This is a genomic window from Gordonia polyisoprenivorans NBRC 16320 = JCM 10675, assembly GCF_000241325.1.
Taxonomy (GTDB): domain Bacteria; phylum Actinomycetota; class Actinomycetes; order Mycobacteriales; family Mycobacteriaceae; genus Gordonia; species Gordonia polyisoprenivorans.
Genome location: NZ_BAEI01000087.1, coordinates 222,390 through 248,736, shown reverse-complemented (window position 1 = coordinate 248,736; position 26,347 = coordinate 222,390). Strand labels below are relative to the sequence as shown.

The 26,347-nt window shown below is 67.4% G+C and carries 25 protein-coding genes and 1 tRNA gene; 9 read left to right on the top strand and 17 right to left on the bottom strand.

The window, feature by feature from the left end; genetic code table 11:
• Positions 1-191: 191 nt before the first annotated feature.
• The 3 genes from GOPIP_RS24705 to GOPIP_RS24695 all read right to left on the bottom strand — a co-directional run bounded on the left by GOPIP_RS24705 (position 192) and on the right by GOPIP_RS24695 (position 3,157).
• On the bottom strand, positions 192-1,736 hold the full coding sequence (locus tag GOPIP_RS24705; protein ID WP_006372585.1) for a carboxylesterase/lipase family protein: 1,545 nt from the start codon (positions 1,734-1,736) through the stop codon (positions 192-194).
• Between the two features lies 1 nt (position 1,737).
• Entirely contained in the window at positions 1,738-2,961 is a 1,224-nt protein-coding gene (locus GOPIP_RS24700; RefSeq protein ID WP_006372584.1) for an arginine deiminase, read from the bottom strand.
• Positions 2,962-3,085: 124 nt separating this feature from the next.
• Positions 3,086-3,157 (bottom strand) — tRNA-Thr (locus GOPIP_RS24695).
• Positions 3,158-3,161: 4 nt separating this feature from the next.
• Here GOPIP_RS24695 and GOPIP_RS24690 point away from each other — a divergent pair.
• From GOPIP_RS24690 to otsB, 4 genes are all read left to right on the top strand, one after another.
• Positions 3,162-4,589, top strand: coding sequence for a threonine/serine exporter family protein (locus GOPIP_RS24690; protein WP_006372583.1), 1,428 nt, complete (start codon positions 3,162-3,164; stop codon positions 4,587-4,589).
• Positions 4,590-4,711: 122 nt separating this feature from the next.
• Positions 4,712-4,876, top strand: coding sequence for a hypothetical protein (locus tag GOPIP_RS29210; RefSeq protein ID WP_165776325.1), 165 nt, complete (start codon positions 4,712-4,714; stop codon positions 4,874-4,876).
• A 3-nt stretch (positions 4,877-4,879) separates the two neighbouring features.
• Entirely contained in the window at positions 4,880-6,436 is a 1,557-nt protein-coding gene (locus GOPIP_RS24680; RefSeq protein WP_006372581.1) for an alpha,alpha-trehalose-phosphate synthase (UDP-forming), read from the top strand.
• The gene (gene otsB, locus GOPIP_RS24675; RefSeq protein WP_006372580.1) at positions 6,433-7,215 is read left to right on the top strand and encodes a trehalose-phosphatase; all 783 of its coding nucleotides are present in this window, start codon (positions 6,433-6,435) and stop codon (positions 7,213-7,215) included. Before GOPIP_RS24680 ends, otsB begins: the two co-directional genes overlap by 4 nt.
• A gap of 31 nt (positions 7,216-7,246) precedes the next feature.
• Here otsB and GOPIP_RS24670 read toward each other — a convergent pair whose 3' ends face one another.
• From GOPIP_RS24670 to GOPIP_RS24660, 3 genes are read right to left on the bottom strand one after another with little or no spacing between them, the layout of a single operon-like run.
• Positions 7,247-8,359 (bottom strand): zinc-binding metallopeptidase family protein, encoded by a 1,113-nt coding sequence (locus GOPIP_RS24670; protein ID WP_006372579.1) that lies wholly within the window; start codon positions 8,357-8,359, stop codon positions 7,247-7,249.
• 5 nt (positions 8,360-8,364) lie between these two features.
• Positions 8,365-9,177, bottom strand: coding sequence for a transglutaminase-like domain-containing protein (locus GOPIP_RS24665; RefSeq protein ID WP_014358958.1), 813 nt, complete (start codon positions 9,175-9,177; stop codon positions 8,365-8,367).
• A gap of 53 nt (positions 9,178-9,230) precedes the next feature.
• Positions 9,231-10,361, bottom strand: coding sequence for an ROK family transcriptional regulator (locus GOPIP_RS24660; RefSeq protein WP_006372577.1), 1,131 nt, complete (start codon positions 10,359-10,361; stop codon positions 9,231-9,233).
• A gap of 122 nt (positions 10,362-10,483) precedes the next feature.
• Here GOPIP_RS24660 and GOPIP_RS24655 point away from each other — a divergent pair, with 122 nt between their 5' ends.
• Entirely contained in the window at positions 10,484-11,239 is a 756-nt protein-coding gene (locus GOPIP_RS24655; RefSeq protein WP_006372576.1) for an SDR family NAD(P)-dependent oxidoreductase, read from the top strand.
• 19 nt (positions 11,240-11,258) lie between these two features.
• On the opposite strand, the gene GOPIP_RS24650 is transcribed toward GOPIP_RS24655, so the two are convergent.
• Both GOPIP_RS24650 and GOPIP_RS24645 read right to left on the bottom strand, forming a co-directional pair.
• Complete coding sequence (locus tag GOPIP_RS24650) at positions 11,259-12,515, bottom strand: L,D-transpeptidase (RefSeq protein WP_006372575.1); 1,257 nt, start codon at positions 12,513-12,515, stop codon at positions 11,259-11,261.
• A 58-nt stretch (positions 12,516-12,573) separates the two neighbouring features.
• Positions 12,574-13,164, bottom strand: coding sequence for a helix-turn-helix domain-containing protein (locus GOPIP_RS24645; RefSeq protein ID WP_006372574.1), 591 nt, complete (start codon positions 13,162-13,164; stop codon positions 12,574-12,576).
• A gap of 48 nt (positions 13,165-13,212) precedes the next feature.
• Here GOPIP_RS24645 and GOPIP_RS24640 point away from each other — a divergent pair, with 48 nt between their 5' ends.
• Together GOPIP_RS24640 and GOPIP_RS24635 are read left to right on the top strand one after the other, a co-directional pair.
• Entirely contained in the window at positions 13,213-14,103 is an 891-nt protein-coding gene (locus GOPIP_RS24640; RefSeq protein ID WP_244421214.1) for a class I SAM-dependent methyltransferase, read from the top strand.
• Positions 14,100-15,089: an NAD(P)/FAD-dependent oxidoreductase gene (locus GOPIP_RS24635; RefSeq protein ID WP_006372572.1), complete on the top strand. Its 990-nt coding sequence runs from the start codon at positions 14,100-14,102 to the stop codon at positions 15,087-15,089. Before GOPIP_RS24640 ends, GOPIP_RS24635 begins: the two co-directional genes overlap by 4 nt.
• Before the next feature lie 43 nt (positions 15,090-15,132).
• On the opposite strand, the gene purU is transcribed toward GOPIP_RS24635, so the two are convergent.
• The gene (gene purU / locus GOPIP_RS24630; protein WP_006372571.1) at positions 15,133-16,089 is read right to left on the bottom strand and encodes a formyltetrahydrofolate deformylase; all 957 of its coding nucleotides are present in this window, start codon (positions 16,087-16,089) and stop codon (positions 15,133-15,135) included.
• Between the two features lie 28 nt (positions 16,090-16,117).
• Here purU and deoC point away from each other — a divergent pair, with 28 nt between their 5' ends.
• Positions 16,118-16,795, top strand: coding sequence for a deoxyribose-phosphate aldolase (gene deoC / locus GOPIP_RS24625; RefSeq protein WP_006372570.1), 678 nt, complete (start codon positions 16,118-16,120; stop codon positions 16,793-16,795).
• 82 nt (positions 16,796-16,877) lie between these two features.
• On the opposite strand, the gene GOPIP_RS24620 is transcribed toward deoC, so the two are convergent.
• The 6 genes from GOPIP_RS24620 to GOPIP_RS24595 form a co-directional block, all read right to left on the bottom strand.
• Positions 16,878-17,726, bottom strand: coding sequence for a hypothetical protein (locus GOPIP_RS24620; RefSeq protein WP_006372569.1), 849 nt, complete (start codon positions 17,724-17,726; stop codon positions 16,878-16,880).
• Positions 17,727-17,799: 73 nt separating this feature from the next.
• Positions 17,800-19,080 (bottom strand): LmeA family phospholipid-binding protein, encoded by a 1,281-nt coding sequence (locus tag GOPIP_RS24615; protein ID WP_006372568.1) that lies wholly within the window; start codon positions 19,078-19,080, stop codon positions 17,800-17,802.
• Positions 19,081-19,113: 33 nt separating this feature from the next.
• Entirely contained in the window at positions 19,114-19,941 is an 828-nt protein-coding gene (locus tag GOPIP_RS24610; protein WP_006372567.1) for a carbon-nitrogen hydrolase family protein, read from the bottom strand.
• Between the two features lie 9 nt (positions 19,942-19,950).
• Positions 19,951-20,703 carry a methylase gene (locus tag GOPIP_RS24605; RefSeq protein ID WP_035728812.1) on the bottom strand — a complete coding sequence of 251 codons (753 nt, stop codon included), beginning with the start codon at positions 20,701-20,703 and terminating at the stop codon, positions 19,951-19,953.
• 34 nt (positions 20,704-20,737) lie between these two features.
• Positions 20,738-21,247, bottom strand: a complete 510-nt coding sequence (locus GOPIP_RS24600; protein ID WP_006372565.1) for a DUF2505 domain-containing protein — start codon at positions 21,245-21,247, stop codon at positions 20,738-20,740.
• A 15-nt stretch (positions 21,248-21,262) separates the two neighbouring features.
• Positions 21,263-21,757, bottom strand: coding sequence for a DUF2505 domain-containing protein (locus GOPIP_RS24595; RefSeq protein ID WP_006372564.1), 495 nt, complete (start codon positions 21,755-21,757; stop codon positions 21,263-21,265).
• A 68-nt stretch (positions 21,758-21,825) separates the two neighbouring features.
• Here GOPIP_RS24595 and GOPIP_RS24590 point away from each other — a divergent pair, with 68 nt between their 5' ends.
• Entirely contained in the window at positions 21,826-22,905 is a 1,080-nt protein-coding gene (locus tag GOPIP_RS24590) for a UDP-N-acetylmuramate dehydrogenase (protein WP_006372563.1), read from the top strand.
• A 412-nt stretch (positions 22,906-23,317) separates the two neighbouring features.
• Here GOPIP_RS24590 and GOPIP_RS24585 read toward each other — a convergent pair whose 3' ends face one another.
• The gene (locus GOPIP_RS24585) at positions 23,318-24,607 is read right to left on the bottom strand and encodes an HNH endonuclease signature motif containing protein (RefSeq protein WP_006372562.1); all 1,290 of its coding nucleotides are present in this window, start codon (positions 24,605-24,607) and stop codon (positions 23,318-23,320) included.
• 518 nt (positions 24,608-25,125) lie between these two features.
• On the bottom strand, positions 25,126-26,340 hold the full coding sequence (locus GOPIP_RS24580; RefSeq protein WP_006372561.1) for a DUF1501 domain-containing protein: 1,215 nt from the start codon (positions 26,338-26,340) through the stop codon (positions 25,126-25,128).
• Positions 26,341-26,347 lie beyond the last annotated feature (7 nt).

Sequence of the window (26,347 nt, the reverse complement as noted above, 5' to 3'; positions counted from 1 at the left end):
CACTGGTGCTGGATTCGGGCCACGGTGGCCCGAAAATCCGTCAGCACAAGGGGTCTCGAGGCTCGTCGCTGGCGCTCCTCGGCACCTCGACCACCGGGATGGGGCGGTTTCCCCCGATGGTCGAGGTGCGAGCCGCGTGCGGCGAGCCTCGAGACCACCTGCACCGGTGCTGGATTCGTCCCCGCGATACCTCAGCGGAAGGCGAGGATGTCGTTGCCCCAGGTGTCGCGGAGGTTGTCGTCGAGCCCTTGGACCACGCGATCGTCCTCGTCGATCACCAGGGAGCGGCGATCGTCGCTGCGGTATCGGGGCCACGAGGGCGTCGGGCCCGAATCGAGCCGGACATCGGGAACACCTTCTCGCACAAACGATCCCCAGCGACCGAGGAGCCGTTCGGCAATATGTTCACCGGTTGCCCGCCCACCCAGCTTGTAGGTGATGTCCTTGCGTCCCGCTGGAAGATTGCCCCAGGTGTAGTTGAGCTCGGTGCCGTGCGTGGCACCGAGGCGCAGTACACGGAACATCCTGGGCGCCCAGTCGAATCGGTACATGTACACCGGCGCCACCTCGGCGTGCGCATCAGCGACCCACAGCGTCGGCATCCGGAAAGCCAGGTCACGCGCAATGCCGAGCCCGGCGGCCTTGGCATTCCGCGGATACGCCGCGAGTACGGTGTGCTCATCGGGTACACGGAGTTCGGGCTGTTCGAGCGCGATCCGCTCGAACATGGTGCGGATCGTCGACAGGTCGATCGGCATCAACGGGGACTTCATGTAACGGAACAGCGCGGACTCGTCGCGGTTCGTTCCGATCAGCAACGGCACCGGGATCGATTCGCCGGCCCGGTACACGTCGATCGGGTGATGCGGAACCAGATCCCCGTCAACGGTGACCGTGAAGGCCAGGATTCCCGGATTCTCCTGTGGTACTTCGGCGAAGACCTGCATCTGCGCGTGGACGAACTGCGCCGACGACGCCGAGCGCAGATCGCCGGGAATAGCGGCGGCGATACGCTCGGAAACAATCCCCATCCGCTGCGCCGAGGCCACCGCCGTCGCCGGTGAGCTCTGGGCGATCGCCCGATGGAACAGTCCGCGAGCGGCCGGGATCGTGAGCAGCGTGGTGACGATCCCACCGCCCGCCGACTCGCCGGCCACCGTCACCTGCGCCGGGTCGCCACCGAACCCGGAGATGTTGTCGCGCACCCACGTCAACGCGGCCAGCACATCCGACAATGCGACATTGGTTTCCGCACCATCGATCACCGGCCCCATGTCGGCGAACCCGAAGGCACCGATGCGGTAGTTGATCGTGACCACCACGACGTCACGCTGCGCGGCCATCCGGGTGCCGTCGTAGAGGGGTTGACCACCGGATCCGAAAACGTAGGCCCCACCATGTACCCACACGATCACCGGTCGTGGTGAGTCGGCGCCGGCCACCGGGGCCCACACGTTGAGGAACAGACAGTCCTCGTCGATCACCGGATCGCTACCCAGACCGATCGCCGGATTACGCGCCTGTGGACACACCGCACCGAACCGGTCGGCATCGACGACACCGGCGTGCGGAATCGCCGGACGCGCACGGCGCCAGCGATTCTCACCCACGGGTGGCGCGGCGTACCGGATGCCCTTCCACACGTGAATCCAGTGGTCACGAACACCGCGATAGGCGCCCGAGGTGGTCTCCACCACGGGAGACGAGGAGCCACCGCCGGACTGCGTGTCGCTCATGCTAGGCCTCACGCTCGATCGGGCAGGACATGCACCGTGGCCCGCCTCGACCACGCCCGAGCTCCGACCCCGACATGGCGATGACCTGAATGCCGTTGTCGCCCAAGTATTTGTTGGTGGTGACATTGCGTTCGTACCCGACCACGACCCCCGGCGATACGGTCAAGAAGTTGTTGCCGTCGTCCCACTGCGCCCGGGCCGCCTCGAGCCGGTCGATCGGCGCCTTGAGAACCCGCAACGTGTCCACCCCGAGCGCCTCGGCCACCACGGCGAACAGCTCGGCGTTCTCGGTCACGGTGAAGTGGCCCTGGTCGTTTCGCGGCACCAGAGTGTAGGAGCGCAAGGTATCCGGCAGATACGGGTAGACACTGAACGCGTCGCGATCGACCTGCGTCATGGCGGTGTCGAGATGCATGAACGCCCGCTCCATCGGGAGTTCGACGACGATGACCTTGTCGACGGTCCCCGACTTGAACAGGTTTTCGGCGAGCACCTCGATGCCCTGCGGGGCGGTACGTTCGCTCATACCGATCATCACCGTGCGGTTGCCGATGACGAGAATGTCCCCGCCCTCGATGGTGGCCGGTGTGTGCCGCATCGGATCGTTGCCGTTGTAGAACACGAACTCCTCCGCGGTGAACATCGGATGGAAGTTGTAGATCAGCCGGGAGTTGATGGTCTCGCGTTGCCGTGCCGGTTTGGCCATCGGGTTGAGGTTGACCCCGGCGTAGATCCACGCCGAATTGTCGCGCTGGAACAGATGATTGGGCAGCGGCGCGAGGAGGAAGTCGTCGTCGTCGAGGCTGTGGAGCAGCAGGCTCGACACGCCACCGAGATGCGGCGCCGCCTCTCGTTTGAGCATGCCGCCGATCAACAGCTCGGCCAGCTGGTCGGGTGTGCGCTCGTCGAGCAACTCCTGCAGGGGTCCGTCGAGTTCGGTCCCGAACTGGGTTTCGGTGATCAGCTCGGCCGCCAGCTCGTCGCGCGCACCGTCCTGGGCGAGTGCCTCGGCGAGCAGGTCCTGATAGAGGTGGACCGTCACCCCGAGGTCGCGCAGTATCTGCTGGAACTGCTCGTGCTCCTCCTGCGCCTTCTCGGCCCACATCACGTCGTCGAACAGCAATCCCTTGACGTTGTCGGGTGTGAGACGCAACAACTCGATCCCCGGCTTGTGCAGGATGACCTGGGCCAGCGGACCCACTTCGGAGTCGACGTGGAAAGTCATACGCGAACTCTAATCGCGCACACAGGCCGGCGCGGGACGATGACAACTCGACGACATCGACTGCACCCGCCCAAGACCGACGGCCCGTCCGAAATCACACCGGACGGGCCGCAGTCTGCAGGCGAGCCCCCTGTCAGGATTGAACTGACGACCGCTCGCTTACAAGGCGAGTGCTCTACCACTGAGCTAAGGAGGCATGCTTGCGCGAGTATATCCGCCGCACCGCCCGCCGCCTCATCGGCACCAGCCAGGCCACGATCGACACCATCGAACCCGGCAGCATCATGGTGGCGCCCCGGCGTCCGATCGATCGGTTCGACGTCGGGGCCATCACCGAGGTGCTCGACCTGGCGACTAAGATCGGCGCGGTGCTGCTCGACTCGGGGACCGGCGCGATCGACACCGGCAGCCAGATCCAGTTCGTCGCGAACATCTACGGCATCGAGGACGTCGACGTGGATGTCACCTACAACACCATCGTCGTCAGCGCCCGACGCGGCGCGACGCTGCCGCCCATCACGACGATGGAGACCGTCCACTACCGCTCGCTGGACTTCACCCGACTCGCGCAGGTCGACAAACTCATCCGCCGCATCCGGGATTCGGCGATCACGCCGGCCACCGCGCACCGGATGGTCGACGCGATCATCGCCGCCCCGCACCCTTACCCCTACAAGGTCGCGACTCTCGCGTGGGGGCTGATGGCCGCAGGCATCAGCGTGCTGCTCGGCGGCGGACCGCTGATCGCGCTGTTGGCGTTCGTGACGACCGGGGTCACCGTCACCATCAATCGGCTACTCAATCGCATCGGCACCCCGATCTTCTTCCAACAGGTCACCGGCGGCTTCATCGCGGTGGTACCGGCGGCGCTGGTGTTCGAGGGCGGCGAGAAACTCGGGTTCGAGATCATGCCGTCCCAGGTCATCGCGGCGGGGATCGTCGTGCTGCTGTCGGGACTGTCGCTGGTGGGCTCGGTGCAGGACGCCATCACCGGCGCACCGATCACCGGCGTCGCCCGCTTCTTCGAGCTGTTGCTGATGACCGGTGGCATCATCGCCGGCGTCGGTATGGCGCTGCGGATGCTCTCGGCGGTCGGCATCTACCTGCCCGCCATCACCACCACCACGGAGTTCGCGGCCGTCGACATCCCCGCACGCGTGGCCGCGGGCGCCTTCGCCGCATTCGCGTTCGCGCTGGCCTGTTACGCCGAGCGGCGCGCGCTGCCGGTCGCCTTCATCTCCGGCGTGATCGGTGTCGGCGTCGCCGCGGGCGCCTCGTTCATCCCGGTCGGCGACGTCATCGGTTCCGGTCTGGCCGCGGTCTGCATCGGGATGCTCGGCGGTCTGCTTGCGCGCCGCGCACTCACTCCGCCGCTGGTGGTCGCCGTCGCCGGTATCACGCCCCTGCTGCCGGGTCTCGCCGTCTACCGCGGTCTGTACGGGCTGCTCAACGATCAGACTCTCGACGGACTCACCTGGGCCGGAAGCGCCCTGGGCGTCGGTTGCGCGCTGGCCGCGGGGGTGACCCTCGGCGAGTTCATCGCCCGCACCCTGCGCCGGCCCCGCATCGTCCGGCCCGAATGGGCGCACCGGCGCCGCCTGCGCCGACGCCGCCGGATCGAGTGGTGACCGCGAAGCCCTCAGCGGGTGACCGGGTACCATGGGTGGTCGCGCGCACCACACGACGGTGCGACAACCACGACATCCGACGACCGCGGCGCCCCATCCGGGGCCACGACCGAGGGGACATGATGGCAGCAGCCAAAACCACCGACATCGCCGACGAAGAGCTGGAGCCAGTGGCCGACGAGACCGCGAGCTCCGCGCGACGCGTCGTCGCCGCCTACGCGACAGACGCCGACGAGTGCCGGATGCTGCTGTCGATGTTGGGGATCGCACCGGGCGAGAACGCCTGACCCGTGACCTCGGAGAGCCGAGCGGTACCCGAATCCGGCGCCGAGTTCGTCGTGGTGGCCAACCGGCTGCCCGTCGACAAGTCGGTCGACGCCGACGGCGAGATCACCTGGAAGCGCAGCCCCGGCGGTCTGGTCACCGCTCTCGAACCCATCCTTCGCTCCCACACCGGCGCCTGGGTGGGGTGGTCGGGCATCGCCGACTCCGACGAGAACCCTGAGGTCGAGGGGATCGGCATTCAGGCGGTGCCGCTGTCGACGCAGGAGATCGCCGAATACTACGAAGGCTTCTCCAACGCCACCCTGTGGCCGCTTTACCACGACGTCATCGTCAAACCCGAATACCACCGCGAATGGTGGAACACCTACGTCGAGGTGAACCGCCGCTTCGCCGAGGCCGCCTCGAAGGCCGCCGCCGAGGGTGCGGTCGTGTGGGTTCAGGACTACCAACTGCAGCTCGTCCCGAAGATGCTGCGGATGCTGCGCCCCGACCTCAAGATCGGGTTCTTCCTGCACATCCCGTTCCCGCCGGTCGAGTTGTTCATGCAGCTGCCCTGGCGGACCGAGATCGTCGAGGGACTCCTCGGTGCCGATCTCATCGGCTTCCACCTCCCCGGCGGCGCCCAGAACTTCCTCTATCTCGCACGACGCCTCGCCGGTCAGGCCACCAGCAAGGGCACCGTCGGCGTGCGGTCGCGGTTCGGTGTGGTGCAGGTCGGTTTCCGCACGGTACGGGTCGGGGCCTTCCCGATCTCCATCGATTCCGGCGAACTCGACGGGAAGGCGCGATCCAAGGAGATCCGCAAACGTGCCGCCGAGATCCGCAAAGAACTCGGCAACCCGAAGACGATCATGCTCGGCGTCGACCGGCTCGATTACACCAAGGGCATCGACGTCCGGCTACGAGCGCTCCAGGAGTTGCTGGAGGAGAAGCGAATCGACGCCGCCGACACCGTCATGGTGCAGCTGGCGACACCGAGCCGCGAACGCGTGGAGAGTTACATCCAGATGCGCGCGGGTATCGAACAGCTCGTCGGCAACATCAACGGCCGCTACAGCGAGGTCGGCCGGCCGATCGTGCAGTACCTGCACCGTCCGATCCCCCGCGACGACCTCATCGCCTTCTTCGTCGCCGCCGACGTCATGCTCGTGACGCCCCTGCGTGACGGGATGAACCTGGTCGCCAAGGAGTACGTGGCGTGCCGCAACGACCTCGGTGGCGCCTTGGTGCTGAGCGAGTTCACCGGTGCCGCAGCCGAATTGCGGTCGGCGTATCAGGCCAACCCGTATGACCTCGACGGCGTCAAGGACGCGATCGTCGCCGCCGTCGAGCAGGCCCCCGAAGAAGGCCGACGCCGCATGCGGGCCCTGCGCAGGCAGGTTCTGGCGCACGACGTCGGCAAGTGGGCGGCAAGTTTCCTCGGCACCCTGGCCGATACGACCGAGACCGAGGCATCGGCGAACCGCGGTGTGCGCCTGCTGGATTCCGAATCCGACGAGGCTGGGCCGATCGAGTCTGGGTCGATCGAGTCTGGGGCCGACGAGTCGGCCGACGGGCGATGAGCGCCGAGGGCATCCCCACACCGCTGTCCGACGCGCTGCTGCGGGCGAGCACGGTGAACCGGCTGCTGCTCGCGTCGGACTACGACGGCTGTATCGCCCCCATCGTCTCCCGGCCGCAGGACGCGGTCGGTCTGCCCGAATCGATCGAGGCGCTACGGGCCGCCGCCCGACTCGACCGCACCACGGTGGCCGTGGTGAGCGGGCGGGCGCTGTCGGATCTCGCCGCACTGTCCGGTCTCGCCGACGACCCGATCACCCTCGTCGGCAGCCACGGCAGCGAGTTCGACACCGGCTTCGGGCAACCGGTCACCGCCGAGCAGCAGCAGCTCCTCGCCCGGATCATCGACGAGTTCGAGTCCATCGCAACAGAATTCGACGGTGTCACGGTGGAGGTCAAACCGGTCAGCACCACCCTGCACGTCCGCAACGCGAGCCCCGCCGACGCCGCGACCGCCCTCGACCGCGCTCGTCTCGGCCCGGCCCGGTGGGACGGGGTCGAGGCCACCGAGGGCAAGGCGGTCATCGAGCTCGCCGTCATCGAGACCAGCAAGGGCCTCGCACTCGACCTCCTGCGCGACCGCACCGGCGCCGACGTCGTCATCTATCTCGGTGACGACGTCACCGACGAAAAGGCCTTCGCCCATCTGCGCCACGACCACGACATCAGCATCAAGGTCGGCCCCGGTGACACCGCCGCCCAGTATCGCGTCGGCGATCCGGCGGATGTGGCCGCCGTCCTCGAATTCGTTGCCGCCCATCGCCGCGAGGCGCTCGGCTGACCTGGCGGCGGCCCGGGCGACTGGTGCGGGTTCACGACACCGCAGGCTCGGCGACCATCGGATCGGTGACCGGATTACGCTTGGTCGACTCCCGGATCACGCGATGGACGAAGCCGAGTTTGCGCACCACCGGTTGCGGGATGTCGAAGGGATACAGCGGCGGGCTGCCCATCGCCTGGTTGACGCGATTGAACATGGTGGACAGCCACTTCCAGTCATACAGCAGTTTCTCGATGGGCTGATCGGCGTACGTCGCCAGCGGCACGATGTCGCGGTCCATCGAGAAACGCACCTGATCACTCTCGAGCATCAGCCCGGATTCACGTGCGGTGTCGATGGTTCCGGTGATGTGCAGGTAGTGGGCGAAGCACTCGGCGAAGTCCTCCCACGGGTGCATGGTGGCGTATTCGGAGATGAACGAGTCACGCCAATTGGCCGGTGGCCCGTGCCGATAGTGCCGGTCGAGAGCGTCGCTGTAGCTCGCTCGTTCGTCGCCGAAGATCTCGCGGCACCGGGCCAGATAGCGGTCGGCCCCGTCGCCGGTTTCGACGAGCACATGCTGGTAGTAGTGCCCGGTCTCGTGGCGGAAGTGCCCGACCATGGTGCGATAGGGCTCGCCGAGTGACACCCGCAGCCGTTCACGATGTGCGTCAAGGGTTTCGGCGAGGTCGATGGTGATGACGCCACCGGCGTGCCCGATGATCACCTGTTTGCCCTCCGACAGACTGGACAACAGGTCGAAGGCCAATCCGCCCTTGGTGCGCCAGTAGGGTTCGATCGGTAGCCCCAGATCGGCGAGCTGATAGATCACCATCCGCAGATCGAAGGTGGTCGGCGCGAGCTTCTCGACGGCGATGGTGTCCGACGGATCGGGTTGGCGCCGCACCAGCGAATCCGGGAAACACAGTCCCCGCAAACCGATCTCACCTTCGCCCACTTCCGAGGGCGTCATCCAGTTGCAGCCGGTGCGCGACCAACTCGAACACCGCTCCCAGTGTCGCCCGTCGATGTCGACGCCGTCCTCGGAGGCCACCACCAGTGATCGGCTGGGCAGATGTACTCCGACGGAGGTGCCACAGCGGGGACAGTTCTGGTTCTCGAATCCCGACAGCGCATTGCAGATCGGGCACGTCAGTGCGCGCACACCGCTCAGCCTATGCTGATGCGGTCCTTTCCGTCGTCGATGGGCAGATCACCGCGCACCACCGCGGTCACCTGATATGAGTCGAGGTTGATCGAACCCTCGTGGTTGTCGAGGAATGCGGTGTCGGCGGCGTCCCGCCCGGTCGAGATGCGCACCAGCCCCTGGCGTGGCGCGAGCCGCGTGGCATCGACCACCACCCAGACGCCGTCGATGAGCGCCTCGGCGACCGCGTGGAAATCCATCGGATCGCAGCCCGGCGCATACACGGCGACCAACCGGGCGGGGATGTTCAACGCGCGCAGCAACGCCACCACCAGATGCGCGTAGTCGCGGCAGACGCCCGCACCGGCCAGCAGGGTGTCGGCGGCGCCGTCGATGGGGTCACTCGCGCCGGGGATGTAGTCGAGGCGATCCTCGACGAACGCGGTCACCTGGTTGAGGAGTTCCCCCTTCGGCAACGAGGTGTCGAACTGACCCGCGGCGAATCCGAAGAACTTGTCGGCCTCGGCATATCGGCTGGGGCGCAAGTAGATCGAATGATCGGTGACCGCGACCTGGGCCGGATCGGCAGGCGTGGTCACCGCGGCCCGATAGTCGACATCGAGCTGACCGGACTCCACCGACAGCCGGTGGATGCGGCCGCCGTAATTGTCCACGATCTCCTCCACCGACACCGGCTTGCCGTCGAGGGTCACCTGGAGGGTTTCGTCGAGGGACAGCCCGGGCATGCGGGCCACCGCGATCTGCATCTCGATCTCGGTGGGTGCGGTGACGGAAATGGACATGGTCGCGGCAACGTCGCGAGGGGGGATCGTCATGCCTGTCACGGTAGGGCAAAACGCCGGACTCTGCGTCACTGGCGCCCGCTACGCTACGGCCGGGCGCGACAGTGGGTCATCGCCGCGACCGGGTCGGCGTAGATCACGCTGAGCGCCACCACGATTGCCGCACTCTCCTGGACCGACAACCCGAACCGCGACGCCGTGAGCTCCAGCGGCCAACCGATCCTGGATGCGGAGTCGAAGGCCGCCTGCACCGGTCCGAGCCCCTGCGGATGCGCGGCGAACGCATCACCGGCGACGATCACCTCGTCGGGATTAACCGCGTCACGGAAGACGGCGACCACCTCCCCGAGGATGCGGGCGCGTTCGTCGGTGATCACCGACGCGTCCGGTGAGACGCCGAGGCGCTGCGCGGCGCGGCGTGCGACGTCGACACCGATCACGTCCTGCAGGGTGGCCGCACCCCCGCACAGCGTCGGGGCGTCGACACCGATGTGGGCGATCGTGCCGGCCCCGCGGTCGGGGACCACCACCTGCCCGCCGACGGTCAGGGCCATGCCCGTGGTTTCGCGCGCGTAGAAGAAAAGTCCCGTATTCGCGCTGCTGCGAGCCGAACTCAGCAACAGTTCGGCTGCGGCCATGGCCTGCACATGCTCGCACACCGACACCGGCACGCCGAGTGCCTCGGCGAGTTGCGCTCCAACGGGGACATTGCGCCAGCCGAGGACGGGATGATCGACCACACCGCCGGCGCGCTCGACGCGCCCGCCGAGTGCGACCCCGCCCCACAGCAGGCGGCGCCCGGAGAATCGGTCGGCGAGTTCCCGCAGGGCGTGACAGAGTTCGGCCGCCGACGCGTACGGATCGTCGTGCGGGGTGAGTACGGCGTGGCTGTAGAGGGTGCGCCCACCGAGGTCGGCGATGGCCAGCAGGGTCCGTCGGGCGCCGATGTGCATCCCCGCGACGCAAAGGCTGTCGCGGTCGAGGGTCAGGGGATGCTTGGGCCGACCGATGCTGCCGGCATGGACCAGGTCGCGGCGTTCGACGACGAAACCCAGTTCGGTCAGCGCGGTCACCTGTCGGTTGATGGTGGCCGGGGACAACCCGGTCTCGGCGGCAAGGGTGTCGCGGGTGATGGGCGCACCGACCCGGATGCGCTGCAACACCTGCGCCGCGGGGGTCGTCCCGACACCGAGTGTCGCCGGGATGACCGTGTGCATGACTGGAGAATCTAGCATCGCCGTCGGCGGGCGCATCCCGATCGGCGTCGAGACCCAGTCCGGGGCTCAATGTCTGGCCCGGGACTCGGGCCCCACCCGGCTCGGCACGTAAACTCACGATCATGAGTGAGTCCACCGCCTCCGAGGTCACCCGCGTCGCCGTCGTCACCGGTGCGAGTTCCGGGATCGGCGCGGCCACCGCCCGCGCCCTGGCCGCACAGGGCTTTCACGTGGTCCTCGGCGCCCGCCGGGTCGATCGGGTTCAGGCGCTGGCCGCCGAGATCGGTGGTACCGGAAAGCAACTCGACGTCACCGACGAGGAGTCGGTGGCCCGATTCGTCGACGGCCTGGACTCGGTACACGTGCTCGTCAACAACGCCGGCGGCGCGAAAGGCCTCGACCCGGTGGCCACCGCCGACCTCGACGACTGGCGCTGGATGTGGGAGACCAACGTTCTGGGGACGCTACGGATGACCAAGGCGCTGCTCCCGGCGCTCGAGGCCTCCGGCGACGGATTGATCGTCACCATCACCTCGGTCGCCGCCCTGGAGGCCTACGACAACGGCGCCGGCTATACCTCGGCGAAACATGCTCAGGGAGTGTTGCATCGGACGTTGCGCTACGAATTGCTCGGCAAGCCGATCCGGCTCACCGAGATCGCGCCCGGCATGGTCGAAACCGATTTCTCGCTGGTGCGTTTCGAGGGCGACAAGGAACGCGCCGACGCCGTCTACCAAGGCCTGACGCCGCTGACCGCCGACGATGTCGCCGAGGTCATCGGCTTTGTCGCGTCCCGGCCGCCGCACGTGAATCTCGATCAGATCGTGCTCAAACCGCGTGATCAGGCCTCGGCGCGGCGCAACATCAAGACCGGCTAGGCGGGGCCGCTCCGGGCCCTCAGTTCGGGGCGCTCACCGACGAGGGTGCACCACTCGGGGTCGCCGGCACCGACGCCGACTGCGGGGTGCCCTTGATCGCCGACATCGACTTCCAGGTGTCCCAGTCGTAGGTCCAGTCGAAGATGTCGCCGTCGGCCTCGGACAGATCGATCCGGGTGCCGGTCACCTCGACGGGGTCACCGTAGATCGCGGTGGTGAAGTACTGCTGCGCGTTGTCCAGCGACAGGTTGATGCAGCCGTTCGTCACATTCGACGAACCCTGCACGCCAACGGTTTCGGGGTTGGCGTGGATGAACTCGCCGTTGTTGGAGATACGCACCGCCCAGCGTTCGTGGACGTTGAAGTACCCCGCTGCCGGGTTGGACATGTAGAAGTCCTCGTACTTCTCGCTGACCACGTGGATACCCGAGCGGGTCACGTTGCGGTCGACGTCGCCTTCGCCGTAGCTGCAGGGCAAGGTCATCAGCGTCGATCCGTCACGGACCACCACGATCTGGTGGCTGGGCGCGTCTGCCTTGACGATCTGCGAGCGGCCGACGGTGTAGTCGCTGGTGACGTCGGCGGCACCGTATGCCCCGCCGCCGTGATCGAGCCCGTACAGCTTGGCCGACATGTGGATCTTGGTGCCCGGGGTGAGGTACTCCTTGGAGCGCCAGTGCACGCGTGACCCGTTGTCCTCGCCGAGCCAGGCCCAACTGCCCTCCGCGGGGGGTGTGGTGGTCAGGGTCAGTGCGCGCTCGACGGCTTCCTTGTCGTCGACGGTCCCGTCGAACTTGAGGATCAGCGGTGCGGCGATGCCGACTTCCTGCCCGTCGGCGATGTTGACGACGACGTTGAGTTGTTGCTTGGGATCGAGGGTGGTGAACGATCCCTTGACCGGCACCGTCAGTCGGTCCTGCCCGACGGCACTGCCCTGCCAGGTGTAGGTGGTGCCGTAGCCGAGCACCTCGTTGACGGTGAAGGTGGTGCGATCGTCGGAGAGCGTGCCGGTGACCGCCTTGCCGCTGGCGTTGACCAGTTTGACGTCGGGGTTCAGCGTGCCGCCCGACGCCTTGACCTCGACCTTGGCGGTCGGATTGGGCGCGGCGGGATCGTCGAGTGCAGGTGTGTAGGTGACCTTGACGGTCGGCTGCTTCGACTTCTGGGCGGAGGTGGTGTCGTCGGATCGTCCACAGGCGGCGGCCACGAGGCCCGCGGTGGCGATGCCTGCCGCCGCGAGAACGGTGCGTCGGCTGGGTGTCGGCTGCGTGTTCATGTCGGGACCAGGGTACCGAGACCGGCTGATGAACGGCTCTCTGCCTGCTGTGATTCGGTCAAGACAGCGATGCCGGCGACGCCGGCGACCCACGCAGATGGGCGCGCTCACCGTCGTGGTCGAAGATCGAGAGGACCTCCGCGGGTCCGTCGTCGGGGGCCAACGAATGCGGGACCGTGCATGCGAACTCGGCGGCGTGGCCTGCGGGAATGATGATCGTCCGTTCGCCGAGCCGGAGCCGGATCGTGCCGCTGAGCACCGTGAACCACTCATGTCCGGGGTGCACCCGCAGCTCGCGGGCGGCGTCCCGAACCGATTCGTCGAGTCGCATCTTTGCCACGGTCACACCGGCCGGGGTGTTGTCACGTGACAAAGGCCACACCGTGATGCCCTCGTTGGAGTGGGGTTCGGGACGGATCACCACGTCGGCGTCGCCGACCGGCTCGACCAGGACATCGAGTGAGGTGCCCAGCGCGCGGGCGATCGGGACGAGCTGATCGAGCGCGACCCGCCGATGTCCGGTCTCGATCCGGCTCAGCGTCGACGGACTCAGGTGACAGCGATGTGCCAGCGAATCCAAGGTCCACCCCTTGGCGACGCGCATCGCGCGGATGCGCTGACGGACCACCGCATCGATTTCTTGCTCCATGGGCAAGATGGTATGCCCCCTGCGCATCAGCTCGCTAGCCTCGACATCATGACCAGCACGCACGGATCAGATCATCGGCACCACGGACGGCACTCGCACGGGACACAAGATCATGGGGCACACGATCATGACGGCACCGACATCGGCGATCTGCTCGAACTCGACGCCGCTGTCACCGGCACCTACCTCGACGAGGCGATCTCCCTCATCCGCACCGAGACCACCCGGCCCATCGAGGTGATCGTCGACGCCGGCGCCGGTACCGGGGTCGGCACCCGCGCCCTCGCAGCGGCCTTCGGGGACGCCGAGATCGTCGCCATCGACGGCTCCCCCGAGATGACCGCACGCATCGACGCCGCCGGACCGGGCACCGTGCGGACGGTGACCGCCGACCTCGACGACGGCTGGCCGGCGAGCGTCGGGGCCGCCGACGTCGTGTGGGCGTCGGCGTCGCTGCATCACGTCACCGACCCCGCCGCCTTCCTGCGCACCACACGCAGCCATCTGCGGCCGGGCGGCGTGCTGGCGGTCATCGAGATGCCGCATCAGCCCCGATTCCTGCAGACCGAGACACCGCACACCGACCTCAATGATCGGATCGAGGAGCTCATGCGGGCCAAGGGCGCCAACAGCTTTCCCGACTGGACCGACACGATCACCGCCGCCGGATTCGAGATGCGCACACGGCACACCGTGAGAATCGACGTTCCCGAACCCACCGAACTCACCCGCGCCTACGCGCAGGCATGGCTCTCCCGGGTGCGCACCGGACTCGCCGACGACCTCACCGACACCGACGCGGCCACCCTCGACGAGTTACTCGGCGACGGACCCACCTCCCTGCGCCACCGCCCGGACGTCGCCGTACGGGCCGCCCGCACGATCTGGATCGCGACCGGGCCCGCATCGACCACCGAAGCGAACCAGGAGATCTCATGACCACCACGGCAACCGAGACCGTCGACGTGGCCATCATCGGCGGCGGCGCAGCCGGGCTGTCCGCTGCGGTCACCCTCGCGCGGTCACTGCGCACGGTCGTCGTCATCGACGCCGGCGCACCCCGCAACGCACCCGCCGCCGGTGCGCACAACCTCCTCGGCCGGGAGGGCATCGCCCCGACCGAACTGCTGCGCGCCGGACGCGCGGAGGCCATCGGATACGGCGCGATCATCCGCGAGGGCACCGTTACCGCCGTGGTGCGCCCAGAACACCGGGCCGACAGCGCTTTCGAGGTGCACAGCACCTGCGCTTTCGAGGTGCACAGCACCGGCGGGCCCACCGTCGTCGCCCGCCGACTGCTGATCGCGACCGGACTCGTCGACGAACTCCCCGACGTCGCCGGGCTCGCCGAACTCTGGGGCCGCGACGTGCTCCACTGCCCGTTCTGTCACGGCTACGAGGTACGCGGTCGGCGGGTCGGCGTCCTCGGCACCGGGCCGATGGCCATGCACCAGGCAATGCTGTTCTCCCAGTTGACCTCCCACATCACCCTCATCGATCACGGCATGCCACCACTCACCCCGGAACAGCGGTTGCAGGCCGAGGTACGCGGGATCGAGATCATCGGCGGACCAGTGACGCGGGTTGACGCCGACGCCGACAACCGTTTGCGCGCAGTCCTGTTCGACGACGGACGCGAGCTGGAGCTCGATGCACTCGTCGTCGCACCACGAATGCGCGCCCGAGCCGAGATCTACACCTCGCTCGGCGGCACACTCGAGGACAACCCGATGGGCAGCATGATCCCCGCCGACCGGACCGGACGAACCCCGATCGACGGGGTCTGGGCGGCAGGCAATTCCGTGGATCTCGCAGCGATGGTCGGGGCCTCGGCGGCGGCCGGGGTGCAGTGCGGCGCGATGATCAACGTCGACCTCATCGAGGAGGACACCCGGCGGGCGCTCGGGAGCCGGGTGGCCGGCTGAACATCGCTGTCAGTTGAACATCGCTGTCAGTTGAACACCGGTATCAGCTGAACACCACGGTCTTGCGGCCGTGCACCAGCACACGGTCCTCGAGGTGCCACCGCAAACCCCGCGCCAGGACCAGGGTTTCGATGTCGCGGCCCTGCCGGACCATGTCGCGCACGCTGTCGGAGTGGTCGATCCGGGTGACGTCCTGCTCGATGATCGGGCCGGCGTCGAGGTCGGCGGTCACGTAATGACAGGTCGCGCCGATCAGCTTGACACCGCGGGCGAACGCCTGGTGGTACGGCCGGGCGCCGATGAAGCTGGGCAGGAAGCTGTGGTGGATGTTGATCGCGCGCCCGGCCCACGCCTCGCACAGTTCGGGCGGCAGGATTTGCATGAAGCGGGCGAGCACCACCGCGTCGGGGGTGTGGCTGTCGACGATCTCCTCGACCCGGTCGAAGGCTACTCGTTTGGCGCGCGCACCGGACTTCCCGTCGGGTCCGGTGAACGGCACGTGATGAAACGGCACCCCGAAGCGTTCGGTCAGTCCGCCGAGGTCGGGATGGTTGCCGATGACCGCGGACATCGTCGCCGGCAGTTCACCACGGTCGGCGCGACCGAGTAGGTCGGTGAGGCAATGGCTTTCCTTGCTGACGAGCAGCACCACCGATTTCTCCTCGCCGGTGTCGGTGACCTTCCACTCGGTCTGCGGTCCCCATTCGGCAGCGATGCCCGCGAATCGGGCGCGCACCTCGTCGAGGGGGATCGTCACCGTGTCGGCGCGGACGGCCTGCCTGGTGAAGAACCATCCGGAGTCCTCGTCGGAGTGGTAGGCGGCCTCGGTGATCCAGCCGCCGATCTCGGCGAGGAAGCTCGAGATCCGCGCGACGATCCCGGTCTGGTCGGGGCAGCCGAGGGTGAGCACATAGCGACGGTCGGCACCGGAGGCGTCGGTGGCGGGGACCGAGGTGGCGGGGACTGAGCTGGATGGGACAGCGGTGGCGGGGGTGGTCACGGTCCTTCAGTGTGCCAAGCTCGTCTGTGTGACGATCACCGACCTACGCCGAGCCGATGTCGCGGCCCTCGTCGACCACACCCTGCTCAAGCCCGAGGCCACCCGCGCCGACGCCGAGGCCACCATCGCCGAGGCCGCGGAGCTCGGCGTCTACGCGGTCTGCCTGTCGCCGTCGATGCTGCCGATCGACACCGGTGACCAGAAGTCCTGTGTGGTCGCCGGCTTCCCGTCGGGCAAGCACCATTCGCTGGTCAAGGCCGCCGAGGCGCGCCTGGCCGTGGACTCCGGTGCCGACGAGGTCGACATGGTCATCGACGTCGGCGCCGCGCTGGATCAGCGATTCGACGAGGTCTTCGCCGACGTGCTCACCGTGCGTGAGGCCGTCGGCGACGAGACGGTCCTCAAGGTGATCGTCGAGTCGGCGGCGCTGCTCGACCTTGCCGGCGAGGACACCCTGACCGAGGTCTGCGCGCACGCGGCCCGCGCCGGGGCGAGCTTCGTCAAGACCTCGACCGGGTTCCATCCGGCCGGCGGCGCGAGTGTGCGGGCAGTGGAGATCATGCGGGCCGCCGTGCCGGCCCGGGTCGGGGTGAAGGCATCCGGCGGAATCCGCGATGCACGGTTCGCCGCCGAACTCATCGCTGCCGGCGCCACCCGACTCGGCTTGTCGGGCAGCCGTGCGGTGTTGGAGGGCTTCACCGAATAGCGATCGGCCGCAACGGGTTCAGGCCACGACAGCACACCTGAGGGATCAGCCCGGAAGAGTTGGGCGCATGGGTGATTCGCGGTCAGAACCCGCCGAAATCCCCGCCGCCGAAGTCCCCGCCACCCCCGAAGTCGTTGCCGCCACCGAAGTCACCGAAACCGCCGCCGTAGTCACCACCGCCCATGTCGCCCCCGGCGTCGCCGCCACCCATGTCGCCCCCGCCTCCATCGCCGTAGCCCCCATCGCCGTAATCCGCGGCATCGAGGGCTCCGGCGTCGGTGCCGTCGCCGACGCCGTTCTCGAAGGCGGCCGCGTCGTAGTTGACCCCGGCCATACCGGAGAACAGTGCCGAGAACAGGAACATCGAGCCGACACCCCACGCTCCGGCGACGAGCGCGGGCTTCCACCACGGTTCGGAGTACCAGCCGGCCGGTACCGGTCGGCCGGCGACGCGGCCACCCGGGTAGTAGTTCGGGGTGGTCGGCGACGGTGCGGGCGAGGCCTGCACGGTGCGGCCTTCGAAGTCGATCTCACGGTTCTCGGTGACCTGGCCCGCACTCTTCTGTCCGTCGAGTTCGGGGATCGCCGGTCCGGGGTCCATGCCCATCGCGGTCCGTGCGGCGCGGATGTAGTAGAGGCCCTCGATGGCGGTCTGTTTGGCGAGTCGGGCCTGTGCGGGGCTGGTGGCCTGGTCGATCTGCGAGCCGGCGGCGGTGTGCCGTTCGGCCGCGTCGGCGAGCGCCTGCTTGGCGGCGGGCGAATCCCCGACCAGCATGTACACCTGCCCGCCGAGTCGTTCGATGGCCTGTCGGGCGTCGGCCTTCGCGTCGTCGAGGGTGCGGGCGGTGTTGGCACCGGAGCGCCGCTGCATGACCACCACCACCCCCACGACGAGCAGGATGACGACGGCGATCAGGAGCAGCTGGCCCACGGGTTCCTCCGGAACGGGGTCGGAAAATCGGACATCTCCCAGCGTACCTGCGAGGTGGTGGGGCCCGTCCGGCTCAGAGGATCGAGCAGGTCGGCGCCGAACCCGAGCTCGACGTCGACGCGGCCGCCGACCCGAGATCGACGTTGCTGCCGGTGACGGCGAAGTCGACGCCCTGGTCGGTGACCTTCAGGGAGGTGACCTTGATTTCCTTGGTGAGGTCACCGAAGAGGCTGTCGCCGAAGCCGTCGACGAACTGCTGGGCGAAGTCGGCGGGAATCCCGAAGACGAAGGCGCTGGCCTGCTCCACCTGGAAGCGCACCTTGCCCTGGTCGAGGACCGGCTTCATGGTGAGGCTGACCGGCACCGGGAAGATCGCGACCTGTACCGCGGCGTCCACCTTGATCGTGCCGTCGGCGGCGTTGCCGGTGACCGAACTGACCTGGGTACTGCCCAAGATGCCGGAGCCCTCGGTTCCCGTACCGCCGTTGGTGGTGCCACCGTTGGTCCCGCTGTTGTCGGTCGAGCCACCGGAGAGTTGTCCCTGCTTGCTCAGCTCGATCACCCGCTGGAACGGGACGTAACCGGTGCCGGCGAGCGAGTCGACCTTGACCGTGTTCCCGTCCTGGCTGACCCCGTCGGCCCGCACGTGCAGTTGCATCTGCGTCGAATTGGAGTCGCTGGTGTCCACCTGGACGTAGGGGTAATCGTTCGAGAACTTCTGCAGCAGAATGGGTTTCTTGCTGATCGACACGTTGGTGGGCTGACCGGTCAGAGCGCCGAACTGTTGCTCGAGACAATCGGTGGCGCGGCTGCGCAAGAAGAGTTCGGTGCCGACGAGCGCGATGATGATCACCAACACCAGTCCGACCGCGCCGAGCGCGATGAACTTTCCCTTGCCGCGTTTCGTCGGCGCCGTCGTGACCACACCGTCGCCGGTCGGGGGAACCGCATGCGCACCCGTTCCCGGTTCGCCTCCGCCCATCGGGTTCTCCCCGGTGGTGAACTGCGCGGTCTGTGGGTGCGCCGCGGGTGGCGGCGGCGTCACTGGGGTCGTGGTGGCGTCGGAGATCTGCGAGTAGGCGCGAGCATGGCGGGAGGTGGTGGTCGGCTCCCACTGTTCGGTGTCGGGGGCGGGATTCTCCCCCGCACCGTGCTGGGCCGGAGTCTGCGCTGCTGAGGTCGGCTCCGCCGGAGTCTGATCGGCCGGAGTCTGATCGGCCGGTACTTGCTCGGCCGGCAAGTCCCCTCCCGCGGAGTGGTCGCGCGGCGCGTTCTCCCGACCGACCTGCTTGGTGGCATCCGGATCCTCGGGACCACGAGGGGTCTGCGGATCGTCGGTCGTGTCGTCGGCCATGCACTCCGTCCTAGGGGCGTCGGTCTTGCGTGATCACAGTTCGTACGCGACGGGCGTCGGTTCGATTCGGAATTCCCGCTGGTTGGCGAGGACCGCGAGTTGCTCGCGAGCCTTGGCGACAACACCCAGGTCGAGGTCGTGTACACCCAGCCGTTGCTCCCCCGTGTACGACGCGACCACGCTACCGAAGGGATCTGAGATTTGGCTATGTCCTACGCCGGTCGGCGCTTTCGACGCGCGGAGCTCCTCGTCGGCGGGTTCGGCCTGCCCGACGGCCACCACATAGGACGTCGAGTCGAGGGCACGTGCGGTGGCCAGCGTCCGCCATTGCTCGACCTTGCCGCGCCCGGCACCCCAGGACGCGGGGACGACGATCACCTCGGCCCCGTTTTGGGCAAGCGCGGTGAACAGCGCCGGGAAGCGGATGTCGTAGCAGGTGGCCAGGCCGATGCGGACGCCGTCGACCGTCACGGTCCGCGCGACGTCACCGGGTGCGACGGTGGCCGATTCCCGGAAGCCGAAGGCGTCGTACAGGTGGATCTTGTCGTAGCCGATGCGGGCGCCGTCAGGTGCTGCGACCAGCAGGGTGTTGGCGACTCGCCCGTCGTCGCCGGGGGTGAACATGCCCGCGATCACGGTCACCGAGTTCTCGACCGCGATCTGCGAGACGCCTGTGGCCCACGGCCCGTCGAGCGATTGGGCGACCGGGCCCAGCGGCACCCCGAACCGGCACATCGTCGCCTCGGGGAACACGACGAGAACGGCACCGTCGGCGGCCGCCGCGGCCGTGTGTTCGGCGACCAGACGCAGGTTGTCGTCCGGGTCGGTACCGGAGGTGATCTGGGCCATCGCGATGCGCATGTGGCCAAACTACCCGCGTGGTGCGACCGTCTCCCAGGGCACGGTCAACAGATTGTCGACGACGCGGCGGCGTGGAATCGCGACGTCGACGCCGGCCGCACGCATCAGCGTGAGGGTCTGCGCCCAACGTGCGCGTGGGCCGAAGACCGTCCGACCGGCGGCGTTGTCCCAGCAGCGGTCGGCGGTGACGAGCAACTCGTGGATGCGCTCACCGGGCACGTTGCGATGGATGAGCGCCTTGGGGAGCCGTTCGGCGAGGTCGGAGGGTCTCCCGGTGTGCGCGGGCGACCAGCACAGGGTGAGGCTGCGAGGCCCGGCGGCGTCGAGCAGCACCCAGGCGCACCGACGGCCGATCTCGTCGCAGGTACCTTCGACGATCAGCCCGCCGGGAGCCAGTCGCGTGATCATCTGCGACCACGCGGGGGCGACCTCGTGCTCGTCGTACTGTCGCAGGACATTGAACGCGCGGACCAGTTGTGGCCGGAATCCGGCGAGCTCGAAACCACCGAGTGCGAATCGCACGCCGTCGATCGGGGCGACGATGCGGTCGGGGTCGATCTCGAGGCCGATCATCTGCAGGTCGGGAGCGACGGGCCGCAGTCGCCGGGCCATCTCGACACAGGTGTCGGACCGTGCACCGTATCCAAGGTCGACGACGATCGGTCGCGCGACGGCGGCCAGTGCCGCGACGATCGACGGTTCGTGCGCCATCCACCGGTCAACGCGGCGCAGGCGGTTGATGTTGGTGGTACCCCGGGTCACCCGACCGTGAGGTCTCGGGGTGGGTGTCACGCCGTCAGAGGTTCTTGTCGATCCAGTCCTTGGAGTACTCGGCCTCCGCACGGAACAGATCCACCAGGTTGACCAGCATGAGTTGCTCGAGTTTGCCGTTGATGAACGGGATGAAGACCTTGACCTCGGTGGTCTTGCGGATGGTGCAGCCGGTCTCGGTGGGGAACAGTTCCTGCCAGCCCTGCAGATTGCCGGGACCCGCGGGGATCGACGCGGTGTAATTGCCCTTGGTGTTGTCCGGGTCGAACGGCCCGAACGATTCCTCGCGGGTGATCACCATGTCCTTCATCAGGACGGTCTGGGCGATCGGGGGCAGCTGATCGCGGCCGATGTGCTGCTTGAGCACCACTTTAAGGCCGGTTTCATCGGACCGGAAGTCTTCCACCTCGCAGTGCGGCGAGATCATCTGGAAGCCCGCCATCATGTCATCCCAATACTGCCGGGAGCTCTGAGCTTCGTAGAGCTTCTCCACGGGATGCGCATAGCGCGCGGAGTAGCTGAGACGTCGTGCCATGACGGCCAGGTTACGTCAGCGGTGAGCGGCCTCCCAAGTCACCGTCTTCTCCCGTTCGTTGTCGAGCAGGTCCACGAGTTGTTCGATGACGGCGCTCTCGATCTTGCCGCCAACGAAGGGAATCCCCACCTTGGCGGTGCCCGTGTACTCGACGCCGGCCGGGTCACCGGAAACCACCAGAGCGCCCTCGACGTCGGCCGGAGCGCCCGACACCGAGGCGTGCATCGTGCCGTTGACCGCGTCCTTCGCCCGGGTGAAGGTCATCGTGCGTGGGATCTCGAGGTCGCCGGGACGCACCTTGGTGACCACCGACGGCAGTCGATCCTCGGGCACCCCTTGGAGCATCTTCACCGTCACCGTGGTGCCGTCCGACGAGAAGGACTCGAGCCTGCCGTGGCTGGAGTTGGTGGCTTCGAGCAGGTCGTGCCAGTACTGCTCGGTCGACACGATCTCCCAGTACCGGTCGGCAGAGAACGGATAGGACACCGAGTGCTTCAGCGGGCTCGCCATGGGATGAGAGATTACTCGACGCCACCGACGTCGGCTGTCGTGCGCCGCCTCGGGTTACCGTTGGCCCCGTGACCGAGACTTCGCTGCAGCCCGGAGTGCCGCTGGCCGGCCTGACCACCCTGCGGGTCGGCGGCCCGGCGCGGGCACTGCTCCGCTGTGAGGACACCCGATCGGTCGTCGAGGAGATCCTCGCCGCCGACGCCGTCTCCGAGCCGGTCCTGGTCATGGGTGGCGGATCGAACCTCGTCATCGCCGACGCGGGCTTCGCCGGAACCGCCATCCGCATCGAGAGCAGCCGTATCGAGTTCGGGACCGGCCGCGAATCGGGCCGGGCCCATGTCACCGCCGACGCCGGGGTCACCTGGGACGATCTGGTGGCCGCGACCGTCGAGGCCGGTTTCGGTGGGCTGGAATGTCTCTCCGGGATTCCTGGATCGACCGGTGCGACGCCGGTACAGAACGTCGGCGCCTACGGCGTCGAGGTCGCCGACGTGCTGCGTGAGGTCCAGGTGCTCGACCGTCGTTCGGGGACCCTGCGATGGGTGGCCCCGGGTGAACTCGGCCTGGCCTACCGCACGTCGCGACTCAAGCATCGCGACGAGATGGTCGTGGTTGCGGTGTCGTTCTGGCTCAACGACGATCGCGCCAGTCAGCCACTGCGGTATCGCGAACTGTCCGCCGCCATGGGCGTCGAGCCGGGTGGCCGCGCCGACGCCGCGGCGGTCCGTGAGGCCGTCCTGGCGCTGCGTGCGGGCAAGGGCATGGTGCTCGATCCCGACGACCACGACACCTGGAGTGCCGGTTCGTTTTTCACCAACCCGATCGTCGGGGCCGACGACGCGCCGGCCATTCTCGACCGCATCGCCGGCCGGCTCGGTGCCGACGTCGCCGTCCCCACCTATCCGGCACCGGATGGCGTCAAGTTCTCCGCGGGCTGGCTCATCGAGCGCGCCGGCTACGCCAAGGGCTACCCCGGCCCCGACGCTCCGGTGCGTCTGAGTACCAAACACACACTGGCCCTGACCAATCGCGGTGGCGCGACCACCGAAGAACTCCTCGCTCTCGCCCGCGACGTGCGCGACGGCGTCGCCGACACCTTCGGTGTCACCCTGCACCCGGAGCCGGTCTTGGTGAACTGCGCGCTGTAGTACCCCGCCCGACGATCGACCCCGCTGGTCGAGGTGCGAAGGAGCGATAACTCCGTAGCCTCGAGACCTCTTGCGCCGATATACATCCGGACCACCGTGGCCCGAATCCAGCACCGGTGCAGGCGGTCTCGAGGATCGCCGCACGCGGCTCGCACCTCGACCAGCGGGGGAAGACGACTCGCCATCGAAGAATGCTCCGCCCGCCTCGCCCGACGGCCATCCCATCCCGATGGTCGAGGTGCCGAGGAGCGCCAGCGACGAGCCTCGAGACTCCTTGTGTCGAAAGGATTCCGGGCCACCGGCGGCGCGACACACCTCGACCATCGGGTGGGTTTCGCTATAGAGTTCTCAAACAACAGATGCGGTCCCGGCCAGGCCGGGTGCAGGGAATCAGGTAGTGGGACAGCGTGGGTCAGGCTGCGGTGTCGTCGAGTCGCATGGTCCGTCGGTGATACGACGGTATCGGTCGTCGTTTCGGGTCGATGCTGGCGGGTGGGATCAGCCAGGGGTGCCGGTCGAATCCCATGATGATGTCCCAGCCATGGTGATGCACATCGTCATGGCAGCTGGTGCACAGTAGGCAGCCGTTGTCGAGGTCGGTGGGACCACCATCAACCCAATGGTGCAAATGATGTCCTTGGCAGCGTCCGGCGTGGGCACCACACTTGATACATCCACGATCACGCACCAGCAACGCTTTGCGTTGTCCGGGGGTGAAGAAGCGTTTCGCCTCCCCAACACTGAGCGGTACCCCGTTGGGATCGAGCATGATCTTGGTGATCGTCGTGTCACACGACAACAACTTGGCAGTCGCTTCGGTGATCGCACCCATGTTCTGCAAATCCCCACCGAGCGCGGGGTTGTCCGCCGACCAGGTCCACAACAGTCCGCTGGTGGGTTTCGCCGAGAACGTGGTGTCCGCCAAACCTTGTGCCGCCAACTCCACGATCGTTTCGAACGCGGCCGCGCAGATCTGTTCGGGTGTCCGCGGATCCGGGGATCCGTCGGGCTGAGGCTTGGGCGCCGACAAGGTTTCCATCAAAGTTCTGGTTTTCTCGCCGGCGACGATGTCGAGGTTCGCCGAGATCTCCAACCGGCCGTCGTCGGTGATGCGGTCGGTGTAGGAGTTGATCGACTTGTCCTCGGCGGCCGGCAACCCGCCCGGTGTTTCGGCCGCCAACTCGTTCCCCAACTGCCGCGCGTAGAGGTTGATCTCGGCGGGGGTGAAACCGGCGAAATAGTGCGACAAGAGTTTCCGCAGGTATTCACAGCGCTGCGCGGTGTCCATAGGTTCGGGGCATCGGGTGTCGATGTGCGCCAACCCGCGGACGATGGCATCGGTGTGTTCGGAGGAGATGGACCCGTCCGCGGCATGCGCCAACAACAGATCGACATCGGTGGTGGCCGAGATCCGCACGTATCGACTTGCGACGGCGGGTGCGAAACCCATGCTGATCAACAACTCCCGAAGCCGGGTGGTCTTGTGATCGGCGACACCCAAGCGATCCATCTCGCCGGTGAGGGTGGTGGCATGGTGATCAACCAGATTACGCAGAAAGAGGACTTGTTTCATCGCACCGAAGGCCTGGGGTCCGGTCATGTCCGGATTCCATTGCAGGTCGCTGAGTCGGGCGACGATGTCGGCGAAAACTGCTTCGGCGTCGACGGTTCCAGCGTCGGGAGCTTCAGTGGTGTCGATCATGGGCCCCTCCCCAGTGGCTGATCGGTGCGATGTATCCAGTCTACAGGAAAGTATGTTCGATGCAAGGGATACTTTCGATCAATTCTGCTTGTGGACAACTTGTTTCGGAGCTGAAGTCTTGTCGGTGGGATGTGGTAAGCGGTGCAATTTCGCCGTGTGAGTATCCGATGTGGTTGGGAGTCCTGTTGTCTTGCCGGGTCTCGAGGCCCGGCGCCGGGGCGCCGTGCACCTCGACCATCGGAGGAAAGGTTCTCGACCATCGGGAGTAATACGTACGCGGCTCCAATGTGCGGGCGCGGCTGGTGCAGCGGGGGCGTCCACAAGTTCGGCTCGCGTTGGGTCATGTGACGGTGGATGTGGTTGGGATGTTTGTTGTCTCGCCGGGTCTCGAGGCTCGCCACACGCGGCTCGCACCTCGACCATCGGGAGGGAAGGGTTCTCGATCATCCGGGGAAAGGGTGGTCTCGAGCAGGACGGTCTCGACAAGTACTCGAAACCCCCTGTGTAGGCAACCCCACCTACAGGAACCCGACCGCCCGCCGTCCAGTCCCCACCGACGGCGTCGGGTCGGTGCCGAGGCCGGTTCCCAGGAGTTCGGCGTAGATGTCGCGGAAGTCCGTGGTGGCCTTGAGATCTCCGTCGTCCAGATCGGTCAGACTCGGTTCGTCACCGTAGAAGCCGCCGCGGACGGGAGAGCCGGCGACGAAGACCGGGCCCGCGGTGCCGTGGTCGGTGCCCTGAGAGGCGTTGGCGCGCACGCGACGACCGAACTCCGAGTAGGCCATGACGATGACGTCGCGGCCGCGCGGGTCACCGGCCATCCGGGTGAGAAACGACGACAGGGCCGAGTCGACCTCACCGAGCAGATTCTGCTGTGTCTCGCGTTCGTCGGCGTGTGTGTCGAATCCGCCGATGCTCACCGAGTACACCTTGGTCGGCACTCCGGCGCTCACGCACCGGGCGACGGTATCGAGTTGTTCGGCAAGCGCTTTGCCCTCTGCACCCGCCGAGCCGGTCGTCCCCTTCGACGCCCGCACCCCACGCAGCGCCGACGCCGCCTTGTTCTCGGCGGCGTAAGAAGTGCAGACCATCTGTTCGGCGGGACTGTCCGGCGCCGACGGTGCTCCCAGTTGCGCCAGCCGTGCGACGACCGGCGCGGCGAGCGGGCTACCCGTAGGGTCGAGTGCGGCTGCCGTCGACTTCGCACCGATCGACAGCATCGGCAGCACCGGCCCGATGTTGAGGGCGCGCAACGGATCATCGCCCGTCGCGTCGAGCCATCGTCCTATCCATCCGCTCGGTACCGCCGACCCCGGCGACGCGGTCTGCCAGATGTCCATGGAGCGGAAATGACTGTGGTCGGGCTGCGGGTACCCGACGCCACGCACGATCGCCAGGGTCCCGTCGCCCCACGCGTTATGCAGTCCCTTCATCGCCGGGTTCAGCCCAAGCGAGTCGTCGAGGTGCAGCACATCCTGTGGGGCGTAGGCGAGTTCGGGCCGGTTGTCGTGGTAGGCGCTGTCCGCGTACGGGATCAGCGTATTGATGCCGTCGTTCCCGCCGTACATGGTGAGGATGACCAGCACGCCGTTGCCCACGACTCGTGGATGGTCCACGCTCGCCCGGTGCAGGTCGTCCCAGGTGACGGTGGTAACCCCGCCCGCGGCGCCGAGTGCGGCCAGCACACCGGTGCCGACGAGGAATGTGCGGCGATTGACGTCGATGGTCTTCATGTGCTCC

Bases quoted from the DNA above. Each gene is read 5' to 3' on its own strand.
- GOPIP_RS24580 (WP_006372561.1), bottom strand. From the start codon at position 26,340: ATGAAGACCATCGACGTCAATCGCCGCACATTCCTCGTCGGCACCGGT.
- otsB (WP_006372580.1), top strand. From the start codon at position 6,433: ATGAGCGCCGAGGGCATCCCCACACCGCTGTCCGACGCGCTGCTGCGG.
- GOPIP_RS24655 (WP_006372576.1), top strand. From the start codon at position 10,484: ATGAGTGAGTCCACCGCCTCCGAGGTCACCCGCGTCGCCGTCGTCACC.
- GOPIP_RS24635 (WP_006372572.1), top strand. From the start codon at position 14,100: ATGACCACCACGGCAACCGAGACCGTCGACGTGGCCATCATCGGCGGC.
- GOPIP_RS24615 (WP_006372568.1), bottom strand. From the start codon at position 19,080: ATGGCCGACGACACGACCGACGATCCGCAGACCCCTCGTGGTCCCGAG.
- GOPIP_RS24585 (WP_006372562.1), bottom strand. From the start codon at position 24,607: ATGATCGACACCACTGAAGCTCCCGACGCTGGAACCGTCGACGCCGAA.
- GOPIP_RS24600 (WP_006372565.1), bottom strand. From the start codon at position 21,247: ATGGCACGACGTCTCAGCTACTCCGCGCGCTATGCGCATCCCGTGGAG.
- GOPIP_RS24610 (WP_006372567.1), bottom strand. From the start codon at position 19,941: ATGCGCATCGCGATGGCCCAGATCACCTCCGGTACCGACCCGGACGAC.
- GOPIP_RS24665 (WP_014358958.1), bottom strand. From the start codon at position 9,177: ATGACGATCCCCCCTCGCGACGTTGCCGCGACCATGTCCATTTCCGTC.
- GOPIP_RS24705 (WP_006372585.1), bottom strand. From the start codon at position 1,736: ATGAGCGACACGCAGTCCGGCGGTGGCTCCTCGTCTCCCGTGGTGGAG.
- GOPIP_RS29210 (WP_165776325.1), top strand. From the start codon at position 4,712: ATGGCAGCAGCCAAAACCACCGACATCGCCGACGAAGAGCTGGAGCCA.
- GOPIP_RS24645 (WP_006372574.1), bottom strand. From the start codon at position 13,164: ATGGAGCAAGAAATCGATGCGGTGGTCCGTCAGCGCATCCGCGCGATG.
- GOPIP_RS24650 (WP_006372575.1), bottom strand. From the start codon at position 12,515: ATGAACACGCAGCCGACACCCAGCCGACGCACCGTTCTCGCGGCGGCA.
- GOPIP_RS24595 (WP_006372564.1), bottom strand. From the start codon at position 21,757: ATGGCGAGCCCGCTGAAGCACTCGGTGTCCTATCCGTTCTCTGCCGAC.
- GOPIP_RS24700 (WP_006372584.1), bottom strand. From the start codon at position 2,961: ATGACTTTCCACGTCGACTCCGAAGTGGGTCCGCTGGCCCAGGTCATC.
- GOPIP_RS24640 (WP_244421214.1), top strand. From the start codon at position 13,213: ATGACCAGCACGCACGGATCAGATCATCGGCACCACGGACGGCACTCG.
- GOPIP_RS24660 (WP_006372577.1), bottom strand. From the start codon at position 10,361: ATGCACACGGTCATCCCGGCGACACTCGGTGTCGGGACGACCCCCGCG.